The organism is Hylemonella gracilis str. Niagara R, assembly GCF_000600295.1.
Taxonomy (GTDB): Bacteria; Pseudomonadota; Gammaproteobacteria; order Burkholderiales; family Burkholderiaceae_C; genus Hylemonella; species Hylemonella gracilis_A.
In genome coordinates this window covers 2850602-2869116 of record NZ_JEMG01000001.1, presented here as the reverse complement: position 1 = coordinate 2869116, position 18515 = coordinate 2850602, and the positions used below count along the sequence as shown (strand labels likewise).

General features: G+C 64.7%; 14 protein-coding genes. 8 read left to right on the top strand and 6 right to left on the bottom strand.

The features are described from left to right. Window position 1 precedes the first annotated feature (1 nt). Window positions 2-1555: a fumarate hydratase gene (locus AZ34_RS13115; RefSeq protein WP_035608767.1), complete on the bottom strand. Its 1554-nt coding sequence runs from the start codon at window positions 1553-1555 to the stop codon at window positions 2-4. A 48-nt stretch (window positions 1556-1603) separates the two neighbouring features. Then, the gene (locus AZ34_RS13110) at window positions 1604-2221 is read right to left on the bottom strand and encodes a YqhA family protein (RefSeq protein ID WP_035608764.1); all 618 of its coding nucleotides are present in this window, start codon (window positions 2219-2221) and stop codon (window positions 1604-1606) included. A 232-nt stretch (window positions 2222-2453) separates the two neighbouring features. Here AZ34_RS13110 and acs point away from each other — a divergent pair, with 232 nt between their 5' ends. Next, window positions 2454-4457: an acetate--CoA ligase gene (gene acs / locus AZ34_RS13105; RefSeq protein ID WP_035608761.1), complete on the top strand. Its 2004-nt coding sequence runs from the start codon at window positions 2454-2456 to the stop codon at window positions 4455-4457. 135 nt (window positions 4458-4592) lie between these two features. Here acs and AZ34_RS13100 read toward each other — a convergent pair whose 3' ends face one another. After that, window positions 4593-5570 carry a LysR family transcriptional regulator gene (locus tag AZ34_RS13100; RefSeq protein ID WP_051509814.1) on the bottom strand — a complete coding sequence of 326 codons (978 nt, stop codon included), beginning with the start codon at window positions 5568-5570 and terminating at the stop codon, window positions 4593-4595. A gap of 152 nt (window positions 5571-5722) precedes the next feature. Between AZ34_RS13100 and AZ34_RS13095 the strand changes: the two genes are divergently transcribed. From AZ34_RS13095 to AZ34_RS13070, 6 genes are all read left to right on the top strand, one after another. Further along, on the top strand, window positions 5723-6724 hold the full coding sequence (locus AZ34_RS13095; protein ID WP_035608758.1) for a TRAP transporter substrate-binding protein: 1002 nt from the start codon (window positions 5723-5725) through the stop codon (window positions 6722-6724). An 8-nt stretch (window positions 6725-6732) separates the two neighbouring features. Continuing rightward, entirely contained in the window at window positions 6733-8514 is a 1782-nt protein-coding gene (locus AZ34_RS13090; RefSeq protein ID WP_035608755.1) for an IlvD/Edd family dehydratase, read from the top strand. An 8-nt stretch (window positions 8515-8522) separates the two neighbouring features. Then, window positions 8523-9722 (top strand): fumarylacetoacetate hydrolase family protein, encoded by a 1200-nt coding sequence (locus tag AZ34_RS13085; protein WP_051509812.1) that lies wholly within the window; start codon window positions 8523-8525, stop codon window positions 9720-9722. A gap of 10 nt (window positions 9723-9732) precedes the next feature. Further along, on the top strand, window positions 9733-10272 hold the full coding sequence (locus tag AZ34_RS13080) for a TRAP transporter small permease (protein WP_035608753.1): 540 nt from the start codon (window positions 9733-9735) through the stop codon (window positions 10270-10272). Between the two features lie 6 nt (window positions 10273-10278). Next, window positions 10279-11562, top strand: coding sequence for a TRAP transporter large permease (locus tag AZ34_RS13075; RefSeq protein ID WP_035608750.1), 1284 nt, complete (start codon window positions 10279-10281; stop codon window positions 11560-11562). A 182-nt stretch (window positions 11563-11744) separates the two neighbouring features. Then, entirely contained in the window at window positions 11745-13364 is a 1620-nt protein-coding gene (locus tag AZ34_RS13070) for an ATP-binding cassette domain-containing protein (protein WP_035608747.1), read from the top strand. Window positions 13365-13436: 72 nt separating this feature from the next. Here the strand turns inward: AZ34_RS13070 and AZ34_RS13065 are convergent, their stop codons facing one another. Then, complete coding sequence (locus AZ34_RS13065) at window positions 13437-13763, bottom strand: c-type cytochrome (protein WP_035608744.1); 327 nt, start codon at window positions 13761-13763, stop codon at window positions 13437-13439. A gap of 178 nt (window positions 13764-13941) precedes the next feature. Between AZ34_RS13065 and ilvD the strand changes: the two genes are divergently transcribed. After that, the gene (gene ilvD, locus AZ34_RS13060; RefSeq protein ID WP_035608742.1) at window positions 13942-15813 is read left to right on the top strand and encodes a dihydroxy-acid dehydratase; all 1872 of its coding nucleotides are present in this window, start codon (window positions 13942-13944) and stop codon (window positions 15811-15813) included. Window positions 15814-15912: 99 nt separating this feature from the next. Here the strand turns inward: ilvD and AZ34_RS13055 are convergent, their stop codons facing one another. After that, the gene (locus AZ34_RS13055; RefSeq protein WP_035608740.1) at window positions 15913-17856 is read right to left on the bottom strand and encodes a TIGR03545 family protein; all 1944 of its coding nucleotides are present in this window, start codon (window positions 17854-17856) and stop codon (window positions 15913-15915) included. After that, the gene (locus tag AZ34_RS13050; protein ID WP_051509810.1) at window positions 17853-18389 is read right to left on the bottom strand and encodes a TIGR03546 family protein; all 537 of its coding nucleotides are present in this window, start codon (window positions 18387-18389) and stop codon (window positions 17853-17855) included. Before AZ34_RS13050 ends, AZ34_RS13055 begins: the two co-directional genes overlap by 4 nt. Window positions 18390-18515: the final 126 nt, after the last annotated feature.

The window sequence follows — 18515 nt, the reverse complement described above, 5'->3', positions numbered from 1 at the left end:
GTCAGGCGGTGGCGATCGACACGCCCTTGAACTCGCCGGAGGCAATGCGCTTGCTCCACTCGGCCGGGCCGGTGATGTGGGCGCTGGTGCCGCCGGCATCGACCGCCACCGTCACCGGCATGTCGACCACGTCGAACTCGTAGATGGCCTCCATGCCGAGGTCCTCGAAGCCAACGACCCTGGCCTGCTTGATCGCCTTGCTGACCAGGTAGGCCGCGCCCCCCACGGCCATCAGGTAGGCGCTCTTGTGCTTCTGGATGGCGGCGATGGCCTCGGGGCCGCGCTCGGCCTTGCCGATCATGGCGATCAGGCCCGTCTTGGCCAGCATCATGTCGGTGAACTTGTCCATGCGCGTGGCCGTGGTGGGCCCGGCGGGGCCGACGGCCTCGTCCTTGACCGGGTCCACGGGGCCGACGTAATAGATGACGCGGTTGGTGAAGTCGACCGGCAGTTTCTCGCCCTTGGCCAGCATGTCCTGGATGCGTTTGTGCGCGGCGTCGCGGCCCGTGAGCATCTTGCCATTGAGCAGCAGGGTCTGGCCCGGCTTCCAGCTGGCGACTTCTTCCTTCGTCAGCTGGTTCAGGTCCACGCGCTTGCTCTTTTGCGTGTCGGGTGTCCACTGCACGTCGGGCCAGAGGTCCAGGCTCGGCGGGTCCAGGTAGACGGGGCCGCTGCCGTCCAGCACGAAGTGCGCGTGGCGCGTGGCCGCGCAGTTCGGGATCATGGCGATCGGCTTGCTGGCCGCGTGCGTGGGGTACATCTTGATCTTGATGTCCAGCACAGTGGTGAGGCCGCCCAGCCCCTGAGCGCCGATGCCCAGCGCGTTGACCTTCTCGTAGAGCTCCAGGCGCAGTTCCTCGACCTGGCTGAGCTTGTCGCCCTTGCTGGCCTTGGCCTGCAGTTCGTACATGTCGAGGTCGTCCATCAGGGACTCTTTCGCCATCAGCGTGGCCTTCTCGGCCGTGCCGCCAATGCCGATGCCCAGCATGCCGGGCGGACACCAGCCCGCGCCCATCGTGGGCACGGTCTTGAGCACCCAATCGACCACGCTGTCGCTGGGGTTGAGCATGTACATCTTGCTCTTGTTCTCACTGCCGCCGCCCTTGGCCGCGAGCGTCACTTCCACCGTGTTGCCGGGCACCAGTTCCGTGAAGATCACGGCCGGTGTGTTGTCCTTGGTGTTCTTGCGCGCGAACTGCGGGTCGGCCACGACGGAGGCGCGCAGCATGTTGTCCGGATTCAGGTAACCGCGGCGCACGCCCTCGTTCACCGCGTCTTCCAGGCTGCCTGTGAAGCCTTCCAGGCGCACGCCCATGCCCACCTTGAGGAAGACGTTGACGATGCCGGTGTCCTGACAGATCGGGCGGTGGCCCGTGGCGCTCATCTTGCTGTTGGTCAGGATCTGGGCGATCGCGTCCTTGGCCGCCGGGCTCTTTTCGCGTTCGTAGGCCCGCGCCAGGTGGGCAATGTAATCCGCCGGATGGTAGTAACTGATGTACTGCAGCCCGGCTGCGATGGATTCGATCAGGTCGTCTTGGCGGATGGTCGTGCTCATGGCGGGTTCCTCTTGAGGGGCTGTGTCGGGCTTTTCTGCTTTGTTGGGTCAGTGCTTCTCACCCGCGCTGCTGTTCATCAAGCGGTCCGTGTAGGCAATGGCCATGGCGGAGAACAGGAAGGCGATGTGGATCACGGTCTGGGCGATCAGCACGCGGTCGCTGTAATTGGCGGCGTTGATGAAAGTCTTGAGCAGGTGGATGGAACTGATGCCGATGATGGCCGTGGCGAGCTTGACCTTGAGCACCGAGGCGTTGACATGGTTGAGCCACTCCGGCTGGTCCGGGTGGCCTTCCAGATTCATGCGGCTGACGAAGGTTTCGAAACCGCCGACGATGACCATGATCAGCAGGTTGGAGATCATCACCACGTCGATCAGCGCGAGCACCACCAGCATGATCACCGTCTCATTGAGACTGGTCACGGCTGCGTCGGCTTTGTAGCCGATGCTGTGGATCAGCGCGTCCAGCGCGGCCTGGTTGCCGAAGGCAGCCATGACCAGGTGCTCAAGTTCAATCAGGAAATGCACCACATACACCCCTTGGGCGATGATCAGACCCAGGTAGAGGGGGAGCTGCAGCCAGCGACTCGCGAAGATCAGGCGGGGCAAGGGGCTCATGCGGGAGGCACGCTGAAGGTCTTGCTGGGGTGCTTCGGGTTTGGACATGATGGCAACGATGAAGCTGTGGTGTTCGGGTTCGAAAAAAGGCCGGTTGATCCGGGAAAACCATGAATTCTAGGCTGCATTTCGCCCTGGTTTGCGGTGGCCAGGGATGCAGTGTTTTCCCCTGCGCTTTTGTCGGGCTAGCGTCAGAACCCTGTAAGCGCATGCCGCACAATAAGACGATCTGCCGCAGGCAGCTTGTTCCACGCCTATAACGATCTTGAGGACACAAAACATGAGCTCATCCAACGCCTCTTCCTCGGCCATCGAATCCGTGCTGGTTGAGAATCGGGTTTTTCCGCCCTCGGCGGCCACCGTGAAGGCCGCACGCGTGTCGGGCATGGCGCAGTACCAGGCCATGTGTGATGCCTTCGAGAAGGATTTCGAGGGCACCTGGGCGCGCCTGGCCCGCGAGAATCTGGTCTGGGGCAAGCCCTTCACCAAGACGCTGAACCAGGGCAACAAACCCTTCTACAAGTGGTTCGAGGATGGCGAGCTCAACGCCAGCGCCAACTGTCTGGACAAGCACATCGGCACGCCGGTGGAGAACAAGACCGCCATCATCTTCGAGGCCGATGACGGCGCGGTCACCAAGGTCAGCTACAAGGAACTGCTGTCCAAGGTCGGCCAGTTCGCCAATGCCCTCAAGGCCCAGGGCATCAAGAAGGGCGACCGCGTGCTCATTTACATGCCCATGACCATCGAGGGCGTGGTGGCCATGCAGGCCTGCGCGCGCATCGGCGCGACCCACAGCGTGGTCTTCGGCGGCTTCTCCGCCAAGAGCCTGCAGGAGCGCATCATCGACGCTGGTGCGGTGGCCGTGATCACCGCCAACTACCAGATGCGCGGCGGCCGTGAACTGCCGCTCAAGGCCATCGTGGACGAAGCCCTGGGCATGGGCGGCTGCGGCAGCATCAAGACGGTGCTGGTCTACCAGCGCACGCAAACCGCCTGCAACATGGTCGCGGGCCGCGACAAGACGTTCGCCGAGGCGCTGGCGGGCCAGAGCACAGAATGCAAGCCGGAACAGGTGGGCGCCGAACACCCGCTGTTCATCCTCTATACCAGCGGCTCCACCGGCAAGCCCAAGGGCGTACAGCACAGCACGGGCGGCTACCTGCTGTGGGCGCGGCTCACGATGGATTGGACCTTCGACCTGCGGCCCAGCGACATCTTCTGGTGCACGGCCGACATCGGCTGGATCACCGGCCACACCTACGTGGCCTATGGCCCGCTGGCGGCTGGCGCGACGCAGATCGTCTTCGAGGGCGTGCCCACCTACCCGAACGCCGGGCGCTTCTGGCAGATGATCGAGAAGCACAAGGCCACCATCTTCTATACCGCGCCCACGGCCATCCGCTCCCTGATCAAGGCCGCCGAGGGTGACGAGAAGGTGCACCCGGCGCGTTCCAACCTCAGCAGCCTGCGCATCCTCGGCTCGGTGGGCGAGCCCATCAATCCCGAGGCCTGGATGTGGTACCACAAGCACGTGGGCGGCGAGCGCTGCCCCATCGTGGACACCTTCTGGCAGACCGAGACCGGCGGCCACGTCATCACGCCTCTGCCGGGCGCCACGCCGCTGGTGCCGGGCTCCTGCACCTTGCCCCTGCCGGGCATTTCCGCCGCCATCGTCGACGAGATGGGCAACGACATCCCGAATGGCACGGGCGGCATCCTGGTCATCAAGAAGCCCTGGCCGTCGATGATCCGCACCATCTGGGGCGACCCGGAGCGTTTCAAGAAGAGCTACTTCCCCGAGGAGCTCAAGGGCTACTACCTCGCGGGTGATGGCGCCGTGCGGTCGGCGGACCGAGGTTACTTCCGCATCACGGGCCGCATCGACGACGTGCTCAACGTCAGCGGCCACCGCCTGGGCACGATGGAGATTGAATCCGCCCTGGTATCCAAGACCGACCTCGTGGCCGAAGCCGCCGTCGTGGGCCGCCCGGACGACCTGACCGGCGAGGCCATCTGCGCCTTCGTGGTGCTCAAGCGCTCGCGTCCCACGGGCGAGGAGGCCAAGCAGATCGCCAACGAGCTGCGCAACTGGGTCGCCAAGGAAATCGGCCCCATCGCCAAGCCCAAGGACATCCGCTTTGGCGACAACCTGCCCAAGACCCGCAGCGGCAAGATCATGCGCCGCCTGCTGCGTTCGCTGGCCAAGGGCGAAGCCATCACCCAGGACATCACGACGTTGGAAAACCCCGCCGTCTTGGATCAGTTGGCGCAGACCAACTGATCCAAGGCAGCCTTTGGCTGCGTGCGCGCAAGCGCACAGGCGGGGTTTCAGCGCAGGCTAACTTGGCGAAAAGCGCCAAGTTAAGCCGCGCAGCGGCGGCCGAAGCCAAAATCCTGCTGCTCTGGAGCAACTGGCTCAGTCTTCGGCCATCGCCACACCGGCTTTCTCTCGCAACACGCTTACGAAAGCCTGCGCGGACGGTGACAGCGACTCGCCCAGGTGCGTGATCAGGCCGTAGTCCGGCATGCGGTCGGGCAGCTCGACCTGGATGCGGGTCAGCAGACCTTTGCGCGCATATTCCTCCGCGAGCGAGGCGGGCTGCAGTGACAGCATCTGGGTCGTTTGCAGCAATTCCAGCGAGAACCAGAAGGAGGGCGTTTCAACCACGCCCGAGGTCGGCGTCAGGCCGATGCTGTTGAAGATGTCGTCGGTGACGCGGCGCAGCGCGGTCGGTGAGGGATAGAGGATCCAGGGCCAGCGCGCCAGCTCGGTCAGATCCTGGATGCGCCTGCTGCGCAAGGGATGGTCCAGGCGGCCAACCACCTGCAAAGGCTCGGCCGACAGGCGTTCGTAGCGGAACTGGGCCTGCTGCTCGCTGCTGGTGAAGCGCCCGATCATCAGGTCGATCTTGCGCTCGGCCAACCACAGCGCCAGCTGGTCGCTGCTTTGTTCCAGCATCTTCAACACCAGCAGGGGCCGCAGGCGCTGGACCTCGGACACCGTGGACATCAGCAGATGCGCCGAGCCCGAAATGGCGCCGATCGTCAAATGCCCGGCCCCTCCTTGTCGCAGCGTGTCGAATTCGCGGGCGAACTTGCGATGCCCTTCCAGCGCGCCGCTGGCGTAGTGCAGGGTGAATAGGCCCAGCTCATTGGGCGCGACGCCGCGCGACAGGCGGTCGAACAGGCGCGCGTTGAGGATGGACTCGATCTCCATCAGCATCTTGGTCGCGGCCGGCTGCGTGATGTGCATCCATTCCGACGCGAGCCGCAGATTGCGGGTCTGCCCCAGGATGTCCAGGAATTGCAGGTGACGGAACCGCAGCCGACCCAAGGCGCTGGTGATGGAGGGCTCGAAACTGCGGGTGAACCCTGAGGACTCGGCTGTATTCATAACGTTATGGAATGACTTTCTACAGAAATTTCAGTGGACCGGGCCTGCTGTCTTCCCTAATCTCGCGCTCGCCCTGGGCCGCTTCGCCGTGTGCGTGTCTCGCGAGGTCGGCGGCGCGCCGGGGAGATATATCCAATCATCAGGAGACAAGCATGAAATTCAGATCCGTCGTGATGGCGGCGTTGGCGCTCGGCCTGGCGGCCGGCTCGGTGTCGGCGCAAGTCAGGGAACATGTATTCAAGATCGGCATCGGCTTGAGCGAGGACCACCCGCAAGGCGTGGCGCTCAAGCACTTCGCCCAGCTGCTGTCCGAACGCAGCGGCGGCAAGATGACCGCCAAGGTGTACGCCAGCGGCGCGCTGGGCAATGACATCACGATGACCTCGGCCTTGCGCGCCGGCATCCAGGAAATGACGGTGCCCGACGCTTCGACGCTGATGTCGCTGGTCAAGCCCTTCGGCGCGCTCAACCTGCCCATGCTGCTCAACAACGAGCAGGAAGCCGACGCGCTGCTGGATGGTCCCTTTGGCCAGAAACTGTTGGCCCAGTTGCCCGAGAAGGGGCTGATCGGTTTTGCCTTCTGGGAAAACGGCTTCCGCCATGTCACCAACTCGCGTCGCGCCATCAACACGGCGGCCGACCTCGAAGGCTTGAAACTGCGCGTGATCCAAAGCCCGCTCTTCCTCGACACCTTCACCGCCCTGGGTGTCAACGCCACGCCCATGCCTTTCCCCGAGGTCTACACGGCCATGGAACAGAAGGCGGTCGACGGCCAGGAGAACCCCACGCCGACCATCCTCGCCAGCAAGTTCTACGAGGTGCAGAAGTACCTGGCCCTGACGCGCCACATGTACAGCGCCTGGGTTCTGCTGATGTCCAAGAAGACCTGGGATGGCCTGTCGCCGCAGGAACAGAAGATCGTGCGTGACAGCGCACTCGACGCGACCCAGTTCGAGCGCAAGACCATCCGGGAATTCAGCGAGAAGGCCTTGGCCCAGCTCAAGAGCAATGGCATGGTCGTCACCGAGCTTTCGCCTGCCGAGCAGGCCAAGCTGCGCGCCAAGCTCGCACCGGTGGTGGCGAAATACGGTCAGGATTTCGGTGAAGCCTTCCAGGAACTGAACGCCGAATTGGCCAAGATCCGCAAGAAATAAAAGACTGCATGGCCAAAACACCCAGCCGTCCGTTCCGCTCGCGGGATTGGTTCGCCGACCCGCAGCGTTCGGACATGACGGCGCTCTATCTGGAGCGCTTCATGAACTACGGGCTGACGCCACAGGAACTGCGTTCCGGTCGACCCATCATCGGCATCGCGCAGACGGGCAGCGACCTGTCGCCGTGCAACCGCATCCATCTGGAGCTGGCGCGCCGCGTGCGCGACGGCATCCGCGACGCCGGTGGCATTCCGATGGAATTCCCCGTGCATCCGATCTTCGAGAACTGCCGACGGCCGACCGCCGCGCTGGACCGCAACCTGGCCTACCTGGGCCTGGTGGAAATCCTTTATGGCTACCCGATCGATGCCGTGGTGCTGACCACGGGCTGCGACAAGACCACGCCGGCCGGCATCATGGCGGCTTCGACGGTGGACATCCCTGCCATCGTGCTGTCGGGCGGGCCCATGCTCGATGGCTGGCACGATGGGCAATTGGTGGGCTCGGGCACCGTGATCTGGCGCAGCCGCCGGCAACTGGCTGCGGGCGAGATCGACGAGGAGGAATTCCTGCAGCGCGCCTGCAGCAGCGCGCCGTCGGCCGGGCACTGCAACACCATGGGCACGGCTTCGACCATGAACGCCGTGGCCGAGGCGCTGGGCCTGTCGCTGACCGGTTGCGCGGCCATACCCGCGCCCTACCGCGAGCGCGGCCAGATGGCCTATGAAACCGGGCGGCGCATCGTCGAGATGGCCTATGAGGATCTGCGGCCCTCGCGCATCCTCACGCGCGAGAGCTTTCTGAACGCGCTCTCGGTGGTCAGTTGCGCGGGCGGGTCCAGCAATGCGCAGGTGCACATCATGGCCATGGCACGCCATGCCCAGGTTCGACTGGAGCCGGATGACTGGACCACCCATGCCTACGATTTGCCGCTGCTGCTGGACATGCAGCCGGCGGGCCGTTTCCTGGGCGAGCGCTTCTTCCGGGCCGGCGGCGTGCCAGCCCTGATGTGGGAGCTGCTGCAGGCCGGGCGCCTGCATGGTGATTGCATGACCGTCACCGGGCGACGCTTGGCCGACAACCTGGCCGGTCGCGAGGCGAGCGACCGCGAGGTGATCCGGCCCTTCGATCAGCCCTTGATGGACAAGGCCGGTTTCCTGGTGCTGCGGGGCAATCTCTTCGATTTCGGCATCATGAAGACCTCGGTCATCTCCGAACGCTTCCGTGCGCGCTACCTGAGCCGGCCCGGCCAGGAAGGCGTGTTCGAGGCGCGTGCCGTGGTGTTCGAAGGCGGCGAGGACTACCACGCGCGCATCAACGACCCGGAACTGGGCATAGACGAAGACTGCATCCTCGTCATGCGCGGCGCGGGGCCGCTGGGCTGGCCGGGTTCGGCCGAAGTCGTCAACATGCAACCGCCCGACGCGCTGATCCAGCGCGGCATCAGCGCGCTGCCCACCCTGGGCGATGGCCGGCAGTCTGGCACTTCGGACAGCCCGTCCATCCTGAATGCTTCGCCCGAGAGCGCGGCGGGAGGGGGGCTGCGATGGCTGCAAAGCGGTGATTTGATCCGCGTTGATCTGAAGCAGGGGCGATGCGATGCGCTGGTGTCGCCCGAGGAAATCGCGCGCCGCCTGCGTGAACTGCCCGCGCCCTCGGTGCCCCCCAGCCATTCACCCTGGGAAGCCCTGTACCGGGAGAAAACCGGCCAGCTCGACCAGGGCGCCACGCTGGATTTCGCGCTGGAGTTCCAGCGCATCGCGCAGCGCACGCCGCGACACAACCATTGAGGACACACATGACTTCGACTTCCAAATTACCCAAACCCGCGTCCATCCTGCCCGAGGACGGCCTGGCCGGCACCCTGGTGGGGCGGGTGTGGGTGCCCGGCGACCACGCCGGGCCTGCCGTCGTGGCGCTCCGGCCTGAGGGCGTGTTTGATCTGAGCCGCGTCTATCCCACCATGAGCACGCTGCTGGACGCGGACCAGCCGGCCCGGGCCGTGCGTGGCACGCCCGGACAGCGCCTGTGCAGCGTGGACGAGCTGCTGGCCAACAGCCTGCCGGGCACGCGCGATGTGCGTCGCCCCTGGCTGCTGGCGCCCTGTGATCTGCAGGCCGTCAAGGCCAGCGGCGTGACCTTCGCGTCCAGCCTGATCGAGCGCGTGATCGAGGAACAGGCGCGCGGTGACGCCAGCCTGGCCAATGAGCTGCGTACCCAGGTGGTCTCGCTGATCGGTGGCGATCTCTCGGAGATCAAGCCCGGCTCGCCCGAGGCCATGGAACTCAAGGCGCTGCTGCAGAAAAAGGGCCTGTGGTCACAGTACCTGGAGGTGGGCATCGGCCCGGACGTGGAGGTCTTCACCAAGACCCAGGCCATGGCCTCGGTGGGTTGCGGCGACGACATCGGCATCCGCTCCGATTCCTCCTGGAACAACCCCGAGCCCGAGGTCGTGCTGGCGGTCAACAGCCGCAACAGCATCGTGGGCGCGACCCTGGGCAATGACGTCAACTTGCGCGACATCGAAGGCCGCAGCGCGCTGCTGCTGGGCAAGTCCAAGGACAACAACGCGTCCTGCGCCATCGGCCCCTTCATCCGCCTGTTCGACGCGGGCTACACGCTGGATGACGTGCGCCAGGAAACCGTGCACCTGCATGTGATCGGCGAGGACAACTTCGAGCTGCGTGGCATCAATCTCATGAGCCGCATCAGCCGCGACCCGGCCGACATCGTCGCGCAGACCGTGGCCATGCATCAATACCCCGATGGTTTCGTGCTCTTCCTCGGCACGCTGTTCGCGCCCATCGAGGACCGTGATCGTCCGGGCGGTGGGTTCACCCACAAGCTGGGCGATCTGGTGACGATCCGCAGCCCCCGGCTCGGCGCCCTGGTCAATCGCGTCACGCATTGCGAGGCCGCGCCACCCTGGCGCTTCGGCCTGCGTGCCCTGATCGGCAACCTGGCCCGGCGCGGTCTGTTGCAAGATGCCACGCTCTAGGGAGGCGCTCATGCTGGACGCCATTCTGGACAGGATTTGCCGCTTCCTGAACCTCACCATCGCCCTGGCCCTGGCCATCATGGTGGTGCTGGTTTTCGGCAACGTGGTGCTGCGCTACGTCTTCAACTCGGGCATCGCCATCAGCGAGGAAATGTCGCGTTGGCTTTTCGTCTGGATCACCTTCCTGGGCGGCATCGCCGCCATCCACGAGAACGCCCACCTCGGTACCGACATGCTGGTGTCACGCCTGTCGATGGGTGGCAAGAAGGTTTGCTACGTGTTGGCGCACCTGATCATGATTTACCTGACTTGGTTGTGCCTCAAGGGCAGTTGGCAGCAGACCCTGCTCAACGCCGATACGACGGCCCCCGTCACCGGTTTGACGATGGCAGTGTTCTATGCCTCGGGCGTGGTGTTCTCGGTCGGCGCCGGTGTCTTGCTTGTCCTGCGCCTGTTCCGGGTTCTGTCCGGCGGCGCCAAGGGGCAGGCACTGGTCATGAGCACGGAGTCCGAGGAATCGATCGCGTCCGTGGGCGTGAAGAAGGCTTGAAGCACCATGACGATTTTCATTTTTCTCGGTAGCCTGATCGGCGCGATGGCCCTGGGCATGCCCATTGCCTTCGCCCTGCTGGCCAGCGGTGTCGCCCTGATGTGGCATCTCGATCTGTTCGAAGCCCAGATCCTGGCGCAGAACTTCATCAATGGCGCCGACAGTTTTCCGCTGCTGGCCGTGCCTTTTTTCATGCTGGCCGGTGAGATCATGAACACGGGCGGCCTGTCGCGACGCATCGTGAATCTGGCCATGGCCCTGGTAGGCCATGTGCGCGGCGGTCTGGGTTACGTGACCATCCTCGCGGGCTGTTTGCTGTCGTCCCTGTCGGGTTCGGCCGTCGCCGATGCGGCGGCGCTCACAGCCTTGCTGCTGCCGATGATGACGGCGGCCGGGCATTCCAAGCAGTCGGCGGGCGGCCTGATTTCGGCCACCGCCGTGATCGGTCCCATCATCCCGCCCAGCATTGCCTTCGTGATCTTCGGGGTGTCCGCCAACCTGTCCATCGGCAAGCTCTTCATCGCCGGCATCTTCCCCGGCATCATGATCGGCCTCGGCCTCGCTATCACCTGGTGGCTGCTTTGCCGCAACGGAACGCTGCAACCGCCGCCGAAAAAAATGCCAGGCGAAGTCTGGAAGGCGGCGCGTGAAGCGGCCTGGGCCTTGATGCTGCCGCTGATCATCATTGTTGGCCTGCGCATGGGTGTGTTCACGCCCACCGAATCGGCTGTGGTCGCTGCCGTCTACGCGCTCTTCGTCGCCACCGTGGTGTACCGCGAGCTCTCGCTCAAGGACCTGGTGCCGGTCTTCGTCAACGCCGCCAAGACCTCGGCGGTGGTGATGTTCCTGGTGGCGGCCGCCATGGTGTCGTCCTGGCTGATCACCGTGGCCAACATTCCCCAGCAACTGGTGGCCCTGCTCGAACCCCTGATGGACAACCAGACGTTGCTGCTGCTGGCCATCATGGTGCTGGTGATGGCCGTGGGCACGGCCATGGACATGACGCCCACCATCCTGATCATGACGCCGGTGCTGATGCCCGTGATCAAGGCCGCCGGCATCGACCCGATCTACTTCGGCGTGCTCTTCATCATCAACAACTCCATCGGCCTGATCACGCCCCCGGTGGGCACGGTGCTGAACGTGGTGGCGGGCGTGGGGCGCATGAAGATGGACCAGATCTTCAGGGGCGTCCTGCCCTTCATGTGGGCCGAGTTCGCCGTGTTGCTGATCATGACACTCTTCCCGCAGACGGTGATCTGGCCCGCGCGCTTTTTGATGGGTGGGTAACTGCTGGAGTCGCTGGGGCCTTGCGGGGCCCCACGATGTCTTTGCGGCATACTTGCCGCCTGCTCATTGCACCACGAGGTATTCGATTCATGTGACATGGATGCCGCCGTCTCCCAGACGGCCTGACTCTTCGGTCCCCGCGCCTGGCGCCGGGGCGTGAATGGTTTCCTTGCACATGAGTCATGACGAATACCCTCTTGACGCTGGAAGGCGTCTCCTGCGTTCTGCCCGACGGGCGCGCACTTTTTTCCAATCTCCATTACAGCTTCGACCTGCGTCACACCGGTCTGGTGGGGCGCAATGGCGTGGGCAAGACGATGCTGGCGCGCATGCTGGCCGGCGAGATCGCGCCTTCCTCGGGGCGCTGCGTGCGCCACCGTCGGGTGCATTACCTGGCGCAGCAGGTCACGCCCGCGGATGGCGCGACGGTCGCCGATCTGGTGGGCCTACGCCCGGCGCTGGATGCCCTGCTGCGCATCGAAGCGGGCAGTGTGGCCCCGGAGGATTTCGAGAGGCTGGCGGATCGCTGGGACATCCGGCAACGCCTGCAGGCCGAGCTGGAGCGCGCGGGCTTGGGCCATCTGCGCGCGGACGCGCCCGCGCGGCAGCTGAGCGGTGGCGAGGTCATGCGGGCGGCATTGGCCGGGGCCATGCTGTCCGATGCCGAACTCCTCCTGTTGGACGAACCCAGCAACCACCTGGATCGGCCCCATCGCCTGGCCTTGATCGAGCAGCTGCGTCGCTGGCCACGGGGCTTGATCGTCATCAGCCATGACCGTGAGTTGCTGGAGGCGATGGACTGCATCGTGGAACTTTCCGCCCAGGGGCTGCGCAGCTACGGCGGGGCCTACAGTTTCTACGCCGAGCGCAAGACCGACGAGCAGGCCACCGCGCTGCAGTTGCTGGACCAGCGTAAGCAGGAGCGCCAACGCGAACAACGCGCCTTGCGTGAGCAGCACGATCAATTGCAACGGCGGCAGGCTCAGGGCCGACAGCGCGGGCGTGAAGCCAACCAGGCGAAGATTCTGCTGGGACGTCAGAAGGAACGCAGCGAGGCCTCCGCTGGCCAGGCGCTGCGGCGGCGGGAGGCGCTGCGCGAGCGGCTGGACGAGGGCGTGCGTGATGCGGCGCGGCAGCTCGCCGACGAAACACGCATCACCCTGCACATGGCGCCGGCGCGGGCCGCGGCTGGGCGCCGCGTGGCCTTGTTGGAGGAGGTCGTGCTGCCCTTGCTGCCTGCGTCCGCCGCCACGCGAACGGTAGACCTCGCCCTGCATGGCCAGCAGCGCGTCGGTGTGATAGGGCCAAATGGCTGCGGCAAGTCCACGCTGCTCAAGGTGCTGTCCGGCGCGCAAGCGCCACTCGCGGGGCGCTGCATTGTGTCGGTGCCGGCCGCGTACCTCGACCAGCATGTGACCGGTCTGTCGCTTCGACTCACCGTCATAGATCAGGCACTGGAAACGGACCCCGCCGCCGGCGAAAGCGCCTGGCGCATGAAGCTGGCCCAACTCGGGCTGGACGCGCACAGGTTGGCACTGCCCAGCGGGCAGTTGAGCGGCGGCGAGCGCCTGAAGGCGGCTCTGGCCCTAGCGCTTTACGCCAACCCGCCCGCGCAACTGCTTTTGCTCGACGAACCAAGTAACCATTTGGACCTGCCCTCGCTGGAAGCCCTGGAAACCCTGCTGCGTGGCTACACCGGCGCGCTGCTCGTGGTGTCGCATGATGAGGCCTTCCTGCGGCGCCTGGAACTGACTGACCGGCTGGAAGCCATGGAGACGGGCTGGCGACTCAGCCCCTTTTGAACGGGAAATGAAAAACGCGCCCTGCACGGGCGCGTTTTCTTGGATGGAAATGAGGAGGCGAGCCAGCCGTTTTTACTTCTGGCTCAACACCCAGGCCGCCAGCTTCTTTGCCTCGGCTTCGCTGACCTGCGGGTTGGCCGGCATGGGGATCTGACCCCAGACGCCAGAACCCCCCTTCATGATCTTGGTGGTCAGCATGGCCAAGGCGTTCTTGTCGTTCGCGTATTTCTTGGCCACGTCCTTGTAGGACGGGCCGACCACCTTCACGGCCACTTGATGGCAGGCCATGCAGTTCTTGGCCTGGGCCAGGGCCTGGTCCGCCAGGGCGGAGGTGCTGAAGGACGCGAGTGCGGCGCTGGTGAACAGGGCGGAAAGGACGGCGCGCGAAGTGGTTTTCATGGAACTCCTCGGGAAGGCGTGTATGGGGTTGAGAGGATAATGGATGCAAGAATTGTAGGGCTCTATTCCGTCAAAAGCGTCGCCCGAATCCAGCAAGGCCTCACACCACAAGATGTGGGCCGAGTTTCTTGATTGACCCCGCCGGGTTTTCCCTTTTCCGCTTCGTTTCGAGACTCCTATGCCTGCCTACCGTTCACTCACTTCCACCGCCGGCCGCAACATGGCCGGAGCCCGTTCGCTCTGGCGCGCCACCGGCATGAAGGATGGCGACTTCAGCAAACCCATCATCGCCGTCGTCAACAGCTTCACGCAGTTCGTGCCCGGCCACGTCCACCTGAAGGACCTGGGCCAACTGGTGGCGCGCGAGATTGAGGCCGCCGGCGGCGTGGCCAAGGAATTCAACACCATCGCGGTCGATGACGGCATCGCCATGGGCCACGATGGCATGCTTTACTCGCTGCCCAGCCGCGACATCATCGCGGACTCGGTGGAGTACATGGTCAATGCGCACTGCGCGGATGCCATGGTCTGCATCTCCAACTGCGACAAGATCACGCCCGGTATGCTGATGGCCGCCATGCGGCTGAACATTCCCGTGGTGTTTGTTTCCGGCGGACCGATGGAAGCGGGCAAGGTGCGCCTGGCCGTGCCGGGCGCCACACCGGGCACGCAGACCATCCAGATCAAGAAGCTGGACCTGATCGACGCCATGGTCATGGCCGCCGATGACAAGGTCAGCGACGCCGATCTGGCTGAGGTCGAGCGCTCCGCTTGCCCGACCTGCGGTTCCTGCTCGGGCATGTTCACGGCCAACTCCATGAACTGCCTGACCGAGGCCCTGGGCCTGTCCCTGCCGGGCAACGGCACCGTGGTGGCCACGCACGCCGACCGCGAACAGCTGTTCAAGCGCGCCGGCCATCTGGTGGTGGAACTCTGCAAGCGTTATTACGAGCAGGACGATGCCACGGTGCTGCCGCGTTCCATGGGCTTCAAGGCCTTCGAGAACGCGATCACGCTGGACATCGCCATGGGCGGTTCCACCAACACCATCCTGCACCTGCTGGCCGTGGCCCAGGAGGCCGAGATCGATTTCACGATGGACGACATCGACCGCCTCTCGCGCACGGTGCCCCAGCTCTGCAAGGTCGCGCCCAACACCAACAAGTACCACATCGAGGACGTGCACCGCGCGGGCGGCATCATGGCCATCCTGGGTGAGCTGGACCGCGCGGGCAAGCTGCACACCGATGTGCCGACCGTGCACAGCAAGACCCTCAAGCATGCGCTCGACGAATGGGACATCGCGCGCAAGCCCTCCGAAGCCGTCAAGACCTTCTACATGGCCGGGCCTGCGGGCATCCCGACCCAGGTGGCCTTCAGTCAGTCCACGCGCTGGCCCAGTCTGGACACAGACCGCGCCGAAGGCTGCATCCGCGCCTACGACCATGCCTTCTCCAAGGAAGGTGGTCTGGCCGTGTTGTTCGGCAACATCGCGCTCAATGGTTGTGTGGTGAAGACGGCGGGCGTGGACGACAGCCTGCTGGTCTTCGAAGGCCCGGCGCATGTGGTCGAGTCGCAGGACGAGGCCGTGGAACACATCCTGGGTGACCAGGTCAAGGCCGGTGATGTGGTCGTGGTGCGCTACGAAGGCCCCAAGGGCGGCCCCGGCATGCAGGAAATGCTCTACCCCACCAGCTACATCAAGTCCAAGGGCCTGGGCAAGGCCTGCGCCCTGCTGACCGATGGTCGTTTCTCCGGCGGTACGTCCGGCCTGTCCATCGGCCACTGCTCGCCCGAGGCGGCGGCGGGTGGCGCGATCGGCCTGGTGAAGAACGGCGACCGCATCCGCATCGACATCCCCAACCGCGGCATCAACGTGCTGGTCAGCGACGAGGAGCTGGCCAAGCGCCGCGCCGAGCAGGACCAGAAAGGCTGGAAGCCCGCCAAGCCCCGTCCGCGCAAGGTCTCGGCCGCGCTCAAGGCCTATGCGCTGCTGGCCATGTCGGCGGACAAGGGCGCGGTACGGGATCTGTCCCTGCTGGGGGATTGATCCGGCAGCGGGACACCAGCGCTACAGCCAGAAGAACCGTTGCAGGAAAGCGGGCGGCCCATACAGGTCGCCCGCTTTTTCATGGGGATGCCAAGTACTTCAACGCAGACTCTTCAGCTTGTTTTCAAGCTTCTCCTTTTGCTTGTCCAGCCTGTCGTTGGCTTTTGATTTGAGCCGATTTTCTTCGGCCTTGATCTTCTGCTCCAGGTCTTGTTCCAGCTTGGCACGGGCCGCGTCCAGCTTGTCGGCGTCGCCGAGCGCGGCGGAAAGGGTGCCACTCTGGTCGAAGCCGTCGAGTTTCTGTTTCAGGGGCGCGAGGGCCTGGTCGACCTCGGCGTCAAAGCGGGTGCGCAGTTCGCGGTTGAACTTCGCGACTTCGGCGTCCACGTAGGCGCGCAGTCGTGCGTTCAGGAGGGGCTCCAGATTGCTGCGCAGGCGGGTGGTGGTTCGCAGTTTCCCGTCCGGGCCCGTGGTCCTGACGTAGGCCAGGTCCACGGTCAGCAGATCGATGCGTGTCAGCACCGCGCTCAGCAGACGTTCCATGTCCTTGCCCATGCTGTCCGGTTTCAGCTTCAGGCCCACGTCACGCCCTTCGATGCGCAGGGCCAGCGAGAGACTTTCAGGGGTGTCGTTCAGCACGGCGCGGATGTCGGCCTTGCCGTCCATGCCCGCGAGGTACTTGTTGTCCACGCCGCTGGTCAAGCGCTGCAGTGGTGACTGCCGCAGGCTCAGCTGGATGTTGGAGTTCAGTCCTTGCTTGGTGCCCGACATGGAACCGCTCAGGGTGGCAAGGTTCGCGTTGTTTTGTGCGTCGCGGAAATCCACGTTGAGCAGCAGGGGCTGGTACGTCAGGTCGGAACTGGCATTGCGCACGGTGCCCGACAACACGGCCGTCTCGTAACGTCCCGACACATCGATCTGACCGATGTACACCGAAGGCAGGGCGCCCGCGCGCACGAAGTCCACCGTGGTGCCACGGGCGCGCTCCTGCTGCACGACCTTGGCCTCGGCGGTCTGCTTTTGCTCGGGGAGGTAACCCTTGAACTTGTCGTAATACCCCAGGTACTTGCGCGCGCTGTCCACCAGCGAAGCGCCGAGCAGGGCCGACAGGATGTTGCTGGCGCTGAACAGGTCACCTTGCGGGTCGATCAGCAGATCCTTCAGCTTGGCCTCGCGCAGCGCGTTGACCTGCGCGTAGCCGGCCTGCAGTTCGTTCATGTCGGTCTGCAGGCCTTGTCGGGCCTGCTTCAAGGCGTCCTGTTTGGCGTGCAACCGCTGCTTCGCGTCCTTCAAGGTGTCCAGATCCTTGCGCAGCTGCGGCAGATCCTCGGGCAGCTTGTACTTGCGCCTCGAGATGGCCTGGATTTCGTCCGACGTCGCCTGCAGATCGCTCAGGTCGGTCAGCCCAGGCAGGCGCTCCTTCCAAAGGTCGGAGCGTGCCTGGACCTTGTCCTCCAGTTCCTTGCCCAGACGCACGGCCGGAATGTCCTCGGGTTGACCGATCTTGCCGGCGATGGCCTGGTAGTCGATGCCCTTGGCGAAGGCCTCGATGGACGCGGCCATGTTGCCGGACGCGCCCGCATCGGTCGACGGGCCGGTGGCCGAGGTGTTCTTCTCGCGGGGCAGGGCGCCGGACGTTGTGCGCTCGGTGTCGAAACGCAGATCCTCGACCGCCATGCGCGTGACCACGAACTTGCCGACGGACCAGGGGCTGGACTGGAGCGTGAAGTCCGTGGCGCCGATCTCGAAGAGGTTCTTCATCGGCGCGTCGGCGTCCGTCCATTGGATGCCGCGCGTCTGGACCGAGGTGTCGAGCAGGCTGAAGTCGAAACTGCCGATCTCGACCCGGGCGCCGTTCATGGCGGTGAAGGTGGCTTCCAGGCCGCGCTTGACGAGGCGGTCGAAGAAGATCAGGTAGCCCGCGACGATCAGCGCGGTGATCAGTGCAAATGGCAGCAGCGCGGAGAAGCGGAAGAAGCGAACTTTTTTCGGCGTGGCTGCCGGGGCGCTGGCGGTCGGCGGCGTCGGGGTGGAAGAGGTCATCGGCTGCCTCCGTACACGAAGCCGTAGGCCTTGGCACCCCAGACGTAAAAGCGTGTCATCGAGAACCACTGGTAGAAGCGGGAACGCAAGATGCGGCCCTGCCAGGAAGCCCGGTACCGTCGCACCACGAAGGCGACCAGCAGGGCGATGGGCACGAGCAGGACCAGGGCGGTCACCAGTGAACCCAGCACCACGGTGTTGTTCAATCGCGTGAACACCACAAAAGGCGCGTTGAAGAACGCGGTCCAGAAGGCGGTGAGTCCGTCCAGGTCGATCAGCAGCAGATGGCCCAGGCGGTCGAAGGCACCGTCGAGCAGGTAGCCCAGCGGGGCCATGAGCACCATGCCCAGCAAACCGGCTGAGAAGCTGACGTTGATGACGCAGAGCAGCAGGAACACCAGCAGGTTGTGCGGGCTGCTGAGGGGTGTCAGCGCGATGATGCTGCCCAGCGCGAAGCCGAAACCGATCTGCATCGGTCGCTCCTCGCTGTGCAGCAGCTTGACGACCTTGTGGGCGAAGTCGAGAACGAACATGAGGCGGAAATCCCTGGCGGCAAACAGGGCCGCATGTTAACTGCCGCCCGCCCAGGCTTGTTTTTCCGGGGCCTCGGTAGCGGAAATCGCGTCGATCCGGTTCGCGGCTGAAATCCGCCGACAATA

Coding starts and splice junctions, on each gene's coding strand:
- AZ34_RS13085 (WP_051509812.1), top strand. CDS start 8,523: ATGACTTCGACTTCCAAATTACCCAAACCCGCGTCCATCCTGCCCGAG.
- AZ34_RS13075 (WP_035608750.1), top strand. CDS start 10,279: ATGACGATTTTCATTTTTCTCGGTAGCCTGATCGGCGCGATGGCCCTG.
- AZ34_RS13110 (WP_035608764.1), bottom strand. CDS start 2,221: ATGTCCAAACCCGAAGCACCCCAGCAAGACCTTCAGCGTGCCTCCCGC.
- AZ34_RS13115 (WP_035608767.1), bottom strand. CDS start 1,555: ATGAGCACGACCATCCGCCAAGACGACCTGATCGAATCCATCGCAGCC.
- AZ34_RS13055 (WP_035608740.1), bottom strand. CDS start 17,856: ATGACCTCTTCCACCCCGACGCCGCCGACCGCCAGCGCCCCGGCAGCC.
- AZ34_RS13080 (WP_035608753.1), top strand. CDS start 9,733: ATGCTGGACGCCATTCTGGACAGGATTTGCCGCTTCCTGAACCTCACC.
- AZ34_RS13095 (WP_035608758.1), top strand. CDS start 5,723: ATGAAATTCAGATCCGTCGTGATGGCGGCGTTGGCGCTCGGCCTGGCG.
- AZ34_RS13090 (WP_035608755.1), top strand. CDS start 6,733: ATGGCCAAAACACCCAGCCGTCCGTTCCGCTCGCGGGATTGGTTCGCC.
- AZ34_RS13065 (WP_035608744.1), bottom strand. CDS start 13,763: ATGAAAACCACTTCGCGCGCCGTCCTTTCCGCCCTGTTCACCAGCGCC.
- AZ34_RS13070 (WP_035608747.1), top strand. CDS start 11,745: ATGACGAATACCCTCTTGACGCTGGAAGGCGTCTCCTGCGTTCTGCCC.
- ilvD (WP_035608742.1), top strand. CDS start 13,942: ATGCCTGCCTACCGTTCACTCACTTCCACCGCCGGCCGCAACATGGCC.
- AZ34_RS13100 (WP_051509814.1), bottom strand. CDS start 5,570: ATGAATACAGCCGAGTCCTCAGGGTTCACCCGCAGTTTCGAGCCCTCC.
- AZ34_RS13050 (WP_051509810.1), bottom strand. CDS start 18,389: ATGTTCGTTCTCGACTTCGCCCACAAGGTCGTCAAGCTGCTGCACAGC.
- acs (WP_035608761.1), top strand. CDS start 2,454: ATGAGCTCATCCAACGCCTCTTCCTCGGCCATCGAATCCGTGCTGGTT.